This is a genomic window from Streptomyces sp. BB1-1-1, assembly GCF_031597775.1.
Lineage (GTDB): Bacteria > Actinomycetota > Actinomycetes > Streptomycetales > Streptomycetaceae > Streptomyces > Streptomyces thinghirensis.
Window position 1 is genome coordinate 326112 of record NZ_CP134205.1, and the last position, 12928, is coordinate 339039.

The 12928-nt window shown below is 71.0% G+C and carries 10 protein-coding genes; all 10 read left to right on the forward strand.

The window, feature by feature from the left end:
* Positions 1–42: 42 nt before the first annotated feature.
* The 10 genes from RI578_RS42145 to RI578_RS42190 are packed head-to-tail and all read left to right on the forward strand — an operon-like array spanning position 43 to position 12892.
* A complete protein-coding gene (locus RI578_RS42145) occupies positions 43–1281 on the forward strand; it encodes a glycosyltransferase (protein ID WP_399059182.1) in 1239 nt (412 codons plus the stop codon).
* An 11-nt stretch (positions 1282–1292) separates the two neighbouring features.
* The gene (locus RI578_RS42150; protein WP_310869147.1) at positions 1293–2558 is read left to right on the forward strand and encodes an MFS transporter; all 1266 of its coding nucleotides are present in this window, start codon (positions 1293–1295) and stop codon (positions 2556–2558) included.
* Complete coding sequence (locus RI578_RS42155; RefSeq protein WP_310869146.1) at positions 2555–3862, forward strand: glycosyltransferase; 1308 nt, start codon at positions 2555–2557, stop codon at positions 3860–3862. Before RI578_RS42150 ends, RI578_RS42155 begins: the two co-directional genes overlap by 4 nt.
* A gap of 55 nt (positions 3863–3917) precedes the next feature.
* A complete protein-coding gene (locus RI578_RS42160) occupies positions 3918–4493 on the forward strand; it encodes a disulfide bond formation protein DsbA (RefSeq protein WP_310869145.1) in 576 nt (191 codons plus the stop codon).
* 51 nt (positions 4494–4544) lie between these two features.
* Complete coding sequence (locus tag RI578_RS42165) at positions 4545–5696, forward strand: Gfo/Idh/MocA family oxidoreductase (RefSeq protein ID WP_310869144.1); 1152 nt, start codon at positions 4545–4547, stop codon at positions 5694–5696.
* Positions 5602–6879: a DegT/DnrJ/EryC1/StrS family aminotransferase gene (locus tag RI578_RS42170; protein ID WP_310869143.1), complete on the forward strand. Its 1278-nt coding sequence runs from the start codon at positions 5602–5604 to the stop codon at positions 6877–6879. The genes RI578_RS42165 and RI578_RS42170 overlap by 95 nt, the downstream gene beginning before the upstream one ends.
* On the forward strand, positions 6876–8234 hold the full coding sequence (locus RI578_RS42175; RefSeq protein WP_310869142.1) for a thymidine phosphorylase: 1359 nt from the start codon (positions 6876–6878) through the stop codon (positions 8232–8234). Before RI578_RS42170 ends, RI578_RS42175 begins: the two co-directional genes overlap by 4 nt.
* Before the next feature lie 18 nt (positions 8235–8252).
* Positions 8253–10154: an ATP-binding cassette domain-containing protein gene (locus tag RI578_RS42180; RefSeq protein WP_310869141.1), complete on the forward strand. Its 1902-nt coding sequence runs from the start codon at positions 8253–8255 to the stop codon at positions 10152–10154.
* On the forward strand, positions 10154–11947 hold the full coding sequence (locus RI578_RS42185) for an ABC transporter ATP-binding protein (protein ID WP_310869140.1): 1794 nt from the start codon (positions 10154–10156) through the stop codon (positions 11945–11947). The genes RI578_RS42180 and RI578_RS42185 overlap by 1 nt, the downstream gene beginning before the upstream one ends.
* Before the next feature lie 54 nt (positions 11948–12001).
* A complete protein-coding gene (locus RI578_RS42190; protein ID WP_310869139.1) occupies positions 12002–12892 on the forward strand; it encodes a fructosamine kinase family protein in 891 nt (296 codons plus the stop codon).
* Positions 12893–12928 lie beyond the last annotated feature (36 nt).

The following is a 12928-nucleotide window of genomic DNA, read 5'->3' on the forward strand; positions in this document are numbered from 1 at the left end:
AGGACAGCGATGACGCAACCACCCGATGCGCAGGTTTCCGTGGTGATACCGACCTACAATCGGGCCGAACTTCTCCGGCAGCAACTTCACGGGCTCGCGCGGCAGCGGTTCGCGCCGGAACGGTTCGAGGTGGTTGTCGCCGACGACGGGTCGTCCGACCACACCGCCGAGGTGGTCGAATCGTTCGCCACCAGACTGAGGATCGTCTCCTATAGGCAGGAGGACCTGGGTTTCCGGGCCGCCGCCGTACGCAACGGCGGCGCCCGGCTGGCTGGCGCCCCCCTGCTCGTCTTCCTCGACACCGGCGCCCTGGTCGGACCCGACTTCATCGCCGAGCACGTCTCGGCACACGAACACGGCGAGGCCGTCGGCCGGTTGGTGCTGGGCTACACCTACGGCTACAACCCGTACCGGCCGTTCCCGGGGCTCACGGAGGCCATCGCCGGCAACGAACCCGAGGAGGTGGTACGTACCTACGCCGACCAGGCCGAGTTCCGGGACCTGCGCCACGACGACCTGGAGAAGGTGGGCTTCGACCTGAGGCGTCTTGCCGCCCCCTGGATGAACGTGTGGGCGCTCAACATGTCCCTGCCCGCAGCCGACTTCCACGCGGTCGGCGGCTTCGACGAGGACTTCCGTTCCTGGGGCGGGGAGGACCTGGAGTTCGGGTTCCGCGTCCACCGGCGGGAAATGCCGATCGTCCTGTCGCACCGGGCGTGGGCCCTGGAGAGCCCGCACGAACGGGACTTGGACGGCAATCGCAGCAGCAACTGCGCCAACTCCTGGACCTTGTGGGAGAAGCATCCCTCTCCGGTCATGGAGCTGTACGGGGCGATGTATTCCCGCAACCACTACGACCCGCCGCTGGAGTACGAGTACCGGCGACTGCTCGACTGGACCGAGCAGGCCCGCGACATCGACGTACGCCAGGAGGTGACGCGTCTGGTGGCCGAACCGCTGCCGGACGGCAGCCGGCCGACCCGGGTGGTGGTCATGGGCGCGGGAGGCCTGCGGACCCTCGGCGCTTCCGGCAGCGGCGTGGCGTGCACGTTCGTCGACTTCGACGAGTGGCCGGAGGACGACGTGGCGGCGGACGGCGCGACGGCCCTGCACGCGGTCGGCCTGCGCACCGTGCTCGAACCGGGCTCCGCCGACCTCGTGGTGATCACGTCCCGGCTGCGCGGACTGTGGGAACGCTGGTCCGGCGACCTCCTCACCGAGGCCCGCCGGATCGGCGGCGCGGTGCGGGTCGCCTTCCTTGACGGGAACGGCCCACGGTGACCGGAAAGGCCATGCGGAGACCACTGGCCGACACCCCCCAGCGGAAGATCATGCTCGGTGTCCTGCTCGTGGACACGCTCGCCGCCGGGGCCTTCTACCCCCTCACATTCCTCTACCTCACGCTCAGCACCGATCTGCCGGTCGCACAGATCGGCCTGATCCTGACCGGGGGCGGTCTCGTCGCCCTGGTGCTGAATCCCGTGGCCGGCAGTGCGGCCGACCGCTGGGGTGCCCAGCGAACCCTCGTGCTGGCCAACGCGTGCTGCGGGCTCGGCTACCTGGGACTCGTCGACATCCACGGCTGGTTCCAGCTGGTCGCGGCGGTCGCGTTCATCTCCTTCTCGCAGCGCCTGTACTGGGTCGGCTGGCCGGTGTTCATCGCGGAACAGGTCGCCGAGGGGGAGACGCTGGACCGCTGGTTCGCGGTCGTCAACGCCTTCAAGAGCGCCGCCCTCGGCCTCGGCGCGGCGACCGCCGCCGTCGCTCTCGCCGCCGGTGACGTAGGCACGCTCCGGGCGATCCTGATCGTCGCCGTGGCCGCCTCCTTCCTGTCGGCCGTGGTGTTCTTCCGGCTGCGCATGAACCCGCAGGACGCCGTGGGGGACGCGGACGGCCCCGGGGGCCCGGACGCGGAACCGGCGGCCGGGTCCGGAGGATGGCGGATGGTTCTGGGAGACCGCCCGTACGTCGCGATGACCGTGGCGCACACCGCGCTGACCGTGGCGTGGCTGCTGCCCAGCGTCGTGCTGCCGTTCTACTTCGTCGACACGCTGGGCCTGCCTCCGTGGGTGCCCTCCGTGGCGTTCGCGGTGAACACGGCCATGACCGTGCTGTTCCAGACGGTCGTCTCGCGTTCCCTGGCAGGCTTGCGGCGCACCCGGGCGGTGCTCGTCGGGGCCTGTGCCTTCCTGCTCGCCTTCGCCGTGTTCGCGGGCGCGGGCAGCGGCTCCCGGGCGGTCGCGACGGGGCTCGCGCTGGTCGGCATCATGCTCTTCTCCGTCGGCGAGATGTCCGCCGGTCCGCCGGCCCAGTCGCTGTCGATGGAGGCCGCGCCGGTGCCGCTGCGCGGCAGGTACTCGTCGGTCTTCCAGATGTCGTGGACCGTCTCCAGCGTCGGCGGTCCCGCCGTCGTCGGCGCGCTCCTGCAGTGGAACAGCCTGGCCCTGTGGCTGGTACTGGGCGCACTCGTCGCGCTCGGCGGACTGGGCTTCGTCGCCTGCGAGAGGGCGTTTCCCGCACGTGTCCTGTATCCCGAATCGAAGAGGAGCAACACATGACCTCGGACGGACCGCGCATCCTTCACGTCAGCACCACCGACAAGCTGGGTGGGGTCAGTGAGGTCGTCCGCAGCGAGCTGCCCTACCTCGTCGAGTCCGGATGGCAGCCCCGATGGGTCACGGCGAACGATCTGGACGAGGCCCACGACGCCGCGTTCGTCCTGCACAACGCCCTGTACGGCGTGCCGGTGGGCGACTTCCCGGAGGACCGGGTGCGTTCGGGCGTCGAACGGTTCCTCGGCGCGAACGCCGAAGCCGTGGTGGCGGCGGCCCGGGACGCCGACGTGGTCGTCCTGCACGACCCCATGGTGCTCAACCTGGCGGCCGCGATCCGCCCCGTGACGCCGAGGATCGCCTGGCGCTGTCACGTCGGCTCCGAGCACCTGGACATGATCGACCAGGACGCCGTCTCCTTCCTCCGGCCTCAACTGGACGTCGTGGACCACCTATTGTTCCCGCATCGCGGCCTGATCTGGCCGGGCTGGGAGGACGACGAGCGGATCCTCGTCGTCCCGCCGGGAATCGACCCGCGATCGTGGAAGAACCGGGACCTGCCGGAGGAGACCTACGCCGCGCTGTGGTCCGACGTCCACGCGGCCCGCGGCACCGCCGGGCCGGCGGACATCGGCGGGGAAGACACCCATATCTTCCTGGACGATCACGGCACCGGTGGCCTGCGCGCCCCCGAGTCGCCCTTCGTGCTCCAGGTGTCCCGCTGGGACCCGCTGAAGGGACAACTCGGCGTGGTCCGGGCCTTCGCGGACCTGGCGCGGCAGGAGCCGGACGTGGAGCTCGTACTCGTCGGCCCGCACATCGACGACCGGGAGAACTACCCGGTGAACCGGAAGGTGTGGGGAGAACTCATGCGGGCCCGCGAGGAACTGGCGGGACCAGTGCGTGAACGGGTCCACGTCTGGCGGTTCGGCCCGCTGCGGCGCACCGGCGAGGACCTCGCGCTGAACGTACTGCGGCGGTACGCCCGGACGGTGGTGCAGAACAGTGTCCGGGAGAGCTTCGGACTGACCGTGGCCGAAGCGATGTGGCGGGGCGCCGTGGTCGTCGGATCCGACATCGACGGCATCAGCGAGCAGATGGAGCACGACGTCAACGGTCTCCTCACGCCCTACACCGACGGCGGTGGACCGTGGGCGGAGACGGTCCGTAGATCGCTGACGGACGAGGCCGGCCGGCTCCGCTGGAGCAAGGCCGCGCGGGCCACGGTCGAGGAGCGTTTCCTGTCCCGCGCCGGAACGCTGCGTCAAACGGCCGCGTTCACCGGTGCTTCCCGAGGCGCCGGCCGTTGACCGGCCCACAGCCGAGAACGACAACTCCGAACTGGAAGGGCGCACAATGGGCGCGATGATGTGGTTCGATCCCACCTGTCCCTTTACCTGGCGCACCTCGCGCTGGCTGCGGTCCGAGGCGGCCGTCCGGGGCGAGAAGGTGACCTGGCGGCTGATGAGCCTCGCCGTCCTCAACGAGGACCGGGACGACGTCCCGAGCCAGTACCGGGAAGGGCACCGGCGCGGGGCGCGCGTGCTGCGCGTGCTGGCAGCGGCCGCCGAGCACGGTGGGAACGAGGTGGTGGACGCCCTTTACACCGAACTGGGAACCCGCGTGCACGACAAGGCCGGAGAGTGGGACGACGGGACCATCGGCCGGGCGGTGACCGCGGCCGGCCTGCCCCTTGGACTGGCGGACGCGGCCGATGACCCGGCGTGGGACGCGGCCGTGAGGGCGTCCCACGAGGAGGGGCAGGGCCGGGTGGGCCAGGAGTCGGGCACCCCCATCGTGGCGTTCGGTGACACCCCCGGCTTCTTCGGCCCGATCCTCACCGCCGTACCGGCGGGGGAGGAGTCCGCCCGTCTCTACGACAGCATCGCCGCCCTCTCCGCCGTCACCGCCTTCAGCGAACTGAAGCGGGCCCGGGCCTGACCGCCCGCGCCCTCTCCTGCTCACCGGCTGAGGTTTCTCCATGAATGTCACATGATTCGCTGGAAGGGGTCGGTCAACTTGCCAGGCTCACCTGTCATTCGCTGTGCCGTCATCGGCGCCGGCCACAGGACCGTGGACGACTACGTACCCGCCCTCGTCGGCCTGTCCTCACGCATCGAACTGGTCGCGGCGTGTGATGTGGATCCGGCCGCGGAAACGCGTCTGACGCAGGCACTCGCCAGGAACGGACACGCCGCCCGTCCGAGGTTCTTCTCCGATCACGCGTCCCTGCTGGATGCTGTGGACCCCGGCCTCGTCATCGTCGCCACACCGCACCACACCCACCACGAGATCACTCTGGAGCTGTGCCGCCGCGGTATCCCCGTGCTGAAGGAGAAGCCCTTCGCCCTGTCGCTGGCGGAGGCCCGGGATCTCGCTGCGGCCGTCCGGGAACACGACGGCCACCTGAGGCTTTGCGTCCAGCGGCGCCATCACCCGCTGTACCTGGGGGCGAAGGAAGCGCTGGGACGGATCGGTGCCGTCAGGCACTTCGACGCCACCTACCAGCTCAGTACCGACGCCTACCAGTCCGGTTGGCGGGCCGAGGCGAAGACCTCCGGCGGCGGGGCCATCATCGATATGGGGTACCACATCATCGATCTGCTCCACTGGTTCTTCGGCATGCCGTCACTCGTCTACGCGAGCGCGGCGCCCAAGCTGGTTCCGGACGCCGCCTACGACATCGAAGAGACCACCCTGTCGACACTGACCTATCCGAACGGTGTCACCGGGGTGCTCCGTCTCTCGCTCTGTGAGTCCAGGAAGAGCGAGTTGATACGCGTCTACGGTTCCGACGGGCACATCGAGCTCACCCGGGACCGTCTCGAGCGGTTCGACCGCTCGCATCACCTGGTCGAGCGGCTGACCGGTGAACGTTCCTGGGATCCGGCGTCCGGCGTGCTGGTGAGCACGCTCGACCACCTCTCCGACCCGGACTTCACCGAACGCGAAGTGCAGGACGGTGTACGCGTCACTGCCACCATCGAGTCGCTCTACCGCTCCATTTCCCTACAGACCTCCGTACGACCGCTGCACGAGGAGACTCAGGATGCCCGTTTCGGATCTGGCCATCGACGGGGGACAGCCGGTACTGAGCCGGTCGACGGAGTATCCATGGCCGAAGCGGCGATCGGAGTGGTCTGAGCGCGTTCTGAAGCAACTGGAGAGCGGCAAGCTGTCGCTGTACGACCGCTCCGGTGTGGTGGCGGAGTTCGAGGACGCCTGGTCGACCGCGCATGACCTTCCGTACAGCCTGGTGACCAACTCCGGTACCGCGGCGTTGCATTCGGCGTTCTATGGCATCGGCCTCGGCCCCGGCGACGAGGTTCTCTGCCCGTCGTACACCTTCTTCGCCACTTCCGCCTCGCTGTTCCAGCTGGGCGCGCTGCCGGTGCTGGCCGACTGCCGGCCCGACGGCTCATTCGACCCGGAGGCCGCGGCGGGGCTGGTCACCGAGCGCACGAAAGCGGTCGTCATCACGCACATGTGGGGTCTGCCGTGTGACATGGACGCTGTCGTGGCCTTCGCCGAGGAGCACGGGCTGGCACTGGTCGAGGACTGCTCCCACGCGCACGGCGCGACCTACCGGGGGCGCCCGGTCGGCACCTTCGGCGCGGCCGCGGCCTGGAGTCTGCAGACCCAGAAGCTCGTCGCCGCCGGCGAGGGCGGCGTGCTGGCCACCCGCAGCCGGGAAGTGTACGACCGGGCGCAGTTGCTGGGGCACTTCAACAAACGGGCGATGAAGGAGATGGATCCGCAGGGGCCGCTCTATCCGTACTCCGTGACCGGTCTGGGCCTGAAGTACCGGGCGCATCCCCTGGGCGTCGCCTTCGCGGTGGGCCAGATCGCCGAACTGCCGTCCTGGATCAAGGGGAAGCAGGTGTTCGCGGAGGAGATCGCGGGACTCTTCGGGCGGATCGATGGGGTCATGCCGCTGACGCTGTCGACGCCGGAGCGGACCTCGGCCCACTACGCGCTGCTCTTCGACGTCGATCCCGACCGGGTTCCGGGCGGCCGGGACCGGCTGGTGGCGGCGTGCAACGCCGAGGGGCTGGACGACGTCGACATCCCGAAGGCGACGTCGCCGCTGCACACGCTGCATCTGTTCCGGCATCCGATGTCGCCGGTGACCACCTACGACCGGGCCTGTGTGCGGACGGAGTTCCCGGTGGCCGAGCGTCTCGCGGCGCGCACCTTCAAGATCTCGGTGCCCTGTGCCCCGGCGGGCTTCGAGGAGGAGGACGAGCGGTACCTGGCCGCCGTACGGGCCGTCACCGACAAGGTCGCCGCCCATCTGGCGTCCGGAGCGCGGAAGGAGCCCGCATGAGTCCCGTCCCGTCGGCCGGTGACCTCAAGGACGCCGCGGCGTCCGCCCGGGTCATCGGCTCGACCAACCGCAAACGCGCCGGAGCGGTCCTGGACGCCGGGGAGATCGAGGGCGTCGTCACGGACTACGTCCACGGCCGGATTCCGGATTACCAGATGGCGGCCTGGCTCGCGACGATCGCCTGCCAGGGGTTGTCCACGGCGGAACTGGCGGCCCTGACGCGGGCCCACACCATCGGCGGTGGCCGGCTGGACCTGAGCCGGGTGGACGGCCCGGTCGTGGACAAGCACAGCACGGGCGGCGTGGGGGACACCACCACACTGATCGTGGTGCCGGTGGTCGCGGCGTGCGGTGTCCCGGTGGCGAAGATGACCGGCCGGGCCCTCGGCTTCACCGGGGGCACGCTCGACAAACTGGAGTCGATCAAAGGACTCCGGACCACGATCCCGATCGAAGAGATCGTGCCGATGCTCACCTCCGTCGGCATGGTCCTCACCGGCCAGAGCGCCGATCTGACACCGGGTGACGGCGCCACCTACGCGCTGCGCGACGTCACCGGCACCGTGGAGAGCATCCCGCTGATCGCGGCCAGCATCATCAGCAAGAAGTTCGCCGTACGGGCCGACGGGCTGGTCCTCGACGTCAAGACGGGCGCCGGAGCGCTGATCCAGGAACGGGACCGCGCGACCGAGCTGGTCCGCACGATGCTCGACCTGGCCGCCGAGTTCGGGCTGAGCGCGCGGGCCGTGCTGAGCGACATGAGCCAGCCGCTCGGACCCGCGGTGGGCAACGCGCTGGAGATCCGCCAGGCGCTGGCCGTACTCCGCGGGGAGCGCGTCCCCGGACTGTGGGACCTGTGCGCGACGGTCTGCCGGCTGATGCTGCGGAGCGTCGACGCCGCGCTCACCGACGAGCAGGCCATGGACAGGATCGACCGGGTCCTCGACGACGGGTCGGCGTACGAGATGTTCGTGCGGTGGGCGGTCGCGCAGGGGGCGGACGCCGCCGCGCTGGAGGCCGAGCGGCTGCCGTCCGCCGGGCGGCGGATGACGGTCACGGCGCCCGGATCGGGCTGGGTCACCGGGATCGAGCCCCGCTCCGTGGGCCATGCGAGCCTGCTGCTCGGGGCGGGGCGGCTGACGTACGACGCGCCCCTGGACCACGGCGCCGGTGTGCTGCTGCGGCGCCGGGTCGGGGACCGCGTCGACAAGGGCGATGTCCTCGCGGAGCTGTGCTACGACGGCGGTGACGTCGCCGCCGCTCGGTCGCTGGTGGAGTCGGCGTTCCGGCTCGGTGACACGAGGGTCGTCGCGCCGGCGACCGTGCAACGGGTCTTCGAGCCGGGAGCGGCCTGAGATGCGCGGAGGTGCCCGATGGGGCGCCGCCTGACCGGTTCCGGCCGGGCAGCGCCGGGCGCGCGGCGGGCCGGGCTGCGGCGGATCGCGGGGCTGCTGCCTGCGGCCGGACGCGGTCCGGTGGCGGCGACGGTGGCCTGCGACGTGTTACTGGGCGTACTGCCCGTGGTGTTCGTGGTCAGCAGCAGTGTGATGGTGGGCCGGGTGCCCGCCGCACTGGAGGCGGGCACCGGCTCGGCACGGTGGTCGGGGGTGCTGACGGCGTTCGTGGTGGCGTCCGCCGCGTTCACCGCGCAGCAAGTGCTCGCCACGGTGCAGGGGATGCTCGGTGAGCTCGTCGCCAGACGGGTGGACGGGGCGCTCTTCGACCGGATCATCGCGGCCTCGCTGCGCGGACCGGGCATCGGTCCGCTGGAGGACCCCCGGCTGCTGGAGCGGCTCAGCGAGGCGCGGCGGGAGCTGGAGACCGGCGCGGACAGCCCCGGGAAGGCGTGCGCCGGCCTGCTGCATCTGCTGGCACGGGGAATGCAGCTGGCGGGCTGTGTGGGGGTCATCGGGTTCTGCTTCTCCTGGATCGCCGGGCTCGCGGTCTGCGTCGCCGTGCTGGCGATGCGCCACTCGCTCCGCCACGGACTGCGGGGTCACATGGCGAGCTGGGCGTCGCTCGTGGGGCGCCGGCGGGAGGAACGCTATCTGCGGGATCTGGCCACGCGCGCCGCGGCGGGCAAGGAGATCCGGATTTTCGGGTTGGCCGGCTGGCTGCGCGACCGGCACCGCGCGGTGGCCCTGGAGTGGATGGCACCGGCCTGGGCGGAGCGCCGTCGCCTGCTGCTGTGGCCCCATCTGCGGTACACCGCCTTCGGCCTGGTGGTCACGGCGACGGTGCTGGCGGCGGTCGCGGCGGCCGGAGCGGGCGGGGCCACGCTCACCGGGCTGGCGCTGGCGACGCAGGCCGTGCTGATCGGCGTCCGGCTCGGTGAGTTCTACCCCGAGTCCGACATGCAGACGATCCTCGGGACGAACGCCCATGACGCGTTGACGGCGTTCGAGGAGGGCGTGGCCAGTCACCCGGCACGGCCGGACAACCCGGAGACCCCGCAGGCGCCGCCGCTCGACCTCCGGCGGGAGATCGCCTTCTCCGGGGTCTCCTTCGGTTACCCCGGCCGGGAGCGGCGCGTCTTCGAGGGCCTCGACATGAGGATCGAAGCCGGGAAGTGCACGGCGATCGTCGGCGCCAACGGCGCCGGGAAGACCACGCTGATCAAGTTGCTCACCCGGTTGTACGAGCCCGACGAGGGCCGGATCACCATAGACGGCACACCGCTCGGGGACTGTCCGGCGGAGGTCTGGCGGTCCCAGCTCGCGGTCGTCTTCCAGGACTTCAACCGGTACGAGACCAGCGCCTTCGACAACGTGGGCTACGGCAGCGTCCACCGCAAGGACACCACCGGGGCGCGGCGGGAGATCCGTACCGCGGCGGACGAAGCCGGTGTGGCGGATGTGCTGGACGCGCTGCCCGGCGGCTTCGGCACCCCGCTGGCAGGGCACCTGACCGGCGGCACCGAGCTGTCCGGCGGGCAGTGGCAGCGGGTGGCGCTGGCCCGCGCCCTGTTCCGGCTGCGGCACGGCGCCGGGGTCCTCATCCTCGACGAGCCCACGGCCAGTCTGGACGTACGTGCCGAGGCCCGCTTCTACCAGGAGTTCGTCCGCCCCGGAGTGACCACCGTGCTGATCTCCCACCGCTTCGCCACCGTGCGGCACGCCGACCACATCGTCGTCCTGTCGGGCGGCAGGGTGAGCGAGCAGGGTTCGCACGGCGAACTGATGCGCGCGGGCGGCGAGTACGCCCGGATGTTCCGGCTCCAGGCGTACCGTTTCACCGAGATGCGCCCCCCGTCGACCCTGCCGGGAGCACGGTGATGAGCGGCGGTCTGCACCGGGCTTCCGCGGACCTGCTGAGGACGTGCTGGCGGCACAGCCGCGCCAGGACGCTGACAGCGCTCGGACTGATGCTGGCCGGCGGCGTCGCGATGCCCCTGGCGGGGCTGGGGCTGCGTGGGCTGTTCGACGCGGCCCAGCAGGGCGCGGCGGGGCGGGCGGTGGCGCTGGGGGTGCTGGTCGCCGTGCTGCTCGTCGCCGCGCTCACCTGCGGACACTTCGCGCACATCGCGTACTTCGAGCTCGCCGAGCTGAACATGCTGCACTACGGCGACGAACTGATCGTCCTCGCCAACGGGACCGCCGGCCTGGACAGCCACGAGGACCCGCGCCGCGCCGACCTGCTCGGGGTGCTGGAACGAGAGGTCGCGCAGACCCGCAACACGCTGCAGGCGCTGCTGTCCCTGGCCGGACTCGGCTGCGGGCTGCTGCTCACGGTTGTCGTGCTGGCCCTGCTGCATCCGTTGCTGCTCCTGCTCCCGCTGGCCGCCGTACCGCCGCTGCTGGCGGGGCGGCACGCCGAACGGCTCATGGACGACGCCAGAGGCACGGCCGCCGAACCGACCCGTCGTGCCCTCAACCTGGTCCGCCTGGCGACCGACGCCTCCTCCGCCAAGGAACTTCTCGCCTACCGGCTGGAGCAGGAGGCGCGTGGCAGCCACGCGGAGCTGTGGGAGCGGGCCGGTGACATCCTGTGGCGGGCGGAGCGCCGGGCCGCCGTACTGCGGGGCCTGAGCCAGCTGGTGTTCGCCGCCTGTTATGTGGGCGCGGTGCTGCTGATGCTGCGTCAGGCGGTCGCCGGACGACAGTCGGTGGGCGACGTGGTGCTGGTCGTCGTGCTCGCCGCGCAGGCCAACACGCAGGTCGCGCAGACCGTGGCGCTGGTGCCCGATCTGCAGCGCCTGACCGGGGTGGACCGGCGGATGCGGGAGCTGCGGCAGGCATGCGAACCGGAACAGCCGCCGCCCGCCGCGGCCCGTGCGGCGGCGGTGCCGCGACGGCTGCGGCACGGCATCACGTTGAGCGGGCTGTCGTTCGCGTATCCGGGTGCCGCGAGGCCGTCACTGCGGGACGTGGACCTGCACCTGCCGGCCGGCTCCGTGGTCGCGGTCGTCGGCGAGAACGGGGCGGGCAAGTCGACGCTCGTCAAGCTGCTGTGCGGGCTCTACCGGCCGACCGCTGGGAGCGTTCTCGTGGACGGCGTCGATCTTCGGCGGATACCGCCCGAGAAGTGGCGGGCCCGGACCGCGGCCGCGTTCCAGGATTTCGTCCGGTACGAGTTCACGGTCCGGCAGGCCGTCGGCGTGGGCGATCTGCCCCGTGCCGGCTCGGAAGAGGCCGTGCGGACGGCTCTGACACGCGCGCGGGCGGCCGGTGTGCCCGACGCGCTGCCGGAGGGGCTGGCCACCCGTCTCGGCAGGAGCTACACCGACGGGGCGGAACTCTCCGGCGGCCAGTGGCAGAAACTGGCGCTCGGCCGCGCGTTCATGCGGGACGGGCCGCTTCTGATGGTTCTGGACGAACCGGCCTCCGCCCTCGACGCCGAGGCGGAGCACGCCCTTTTCCAGCGCTATGCGGCTCAGGCCGGAAGGTCGGCGGCCGACGGCGGGATCACGCTGCTGGTTTCCCACCGTTTCTCCACGGTGGGAATGGCCGACCTCATCGTCGTGGTCGAGGGCGGCCGGATAGCGGAATCCGGGGACCACGCCACACTGCTGCGGCGCGGCGGTCTCTACGCGGAGTTGTACACGCTTCAGGCCCGCGGCTACCGATGAACTGGCCGGAACGGTTCCCTGGTGTGTGCGGGGAAAATGTGGTGTGATTTCCGGGTGTCTGACGAAGAGATACTCATCAAGCGTCTCCATGAAGCGGGATACGCGGCCAAAGAGGTGGAGAAAGCCACCGGCGGAGTGGTCGCAATTGCCGGACTGGTGACCCTGGAGGACGATTCCCAGTTATTCGCGAAAACGCTTCTCGGGCCGGAACGGGACATTTTTCCCGTCGAAGCCGCCGGTCTGACGGAGCTTCGCGGAACCGGCGGGGCGATCACGCCGGAGGTGCTGTGCGCCTCTCCTCGGCTGCTCGTGCTGGAGAAGATGCTGCCGCGCCGCGACGACGAGCGTTTCTGGGAGCGGCTCGCCCGCACGGTCGCCGCCCTGCACACCTCCACGACCGCCGAGCGGTTCGGCTGGCACCGTCCGGGCTGGCTGGGCCGGCTGCGCCAGGACAACACCTGGGACAGCGACGGCCACGCGTTCCTCGCGGAGCGGCGCATCCTGCGCTGGCTGTCGGAACCCCTGGTCGAGGCGGCCTTCGACGCCGCGGAGCGGCAGGCTCTGGAACGGCTCTGCGCGGCCCTGCCCGAGCTCGTGCCGGACCGGCCCCCGTGCCTGACCCACGGCGATCTGTGGCAGGAGAACATCGTCGCCACCGCCGACGGCGCGCCCGTGCTCATCGACCCCGCGGTGTCCTACAACTGGCCGGAAATCGACCTCAGCATGCTGTGGTGCTCCCCGCGCCCGCCCGCCTCGGACCGCTTCTTCGCCGTGTACGAGGAGATCACCGGGATCGACGACGGCTGGCGGGACCGGATGGACCTCTTCCATCTCAGGGAACTCCTGAGCGTCATCGCCCATGACGACGACGACTGGGGAGCTGCGGAGGCCGTACGGAAGATCATCGCCCCGTTCCGGCGGGACGGCGGCCCGGCGACGGTGTGACCGGCGTGCCACCGCCGGACTCCCTTGCCCGGAGAA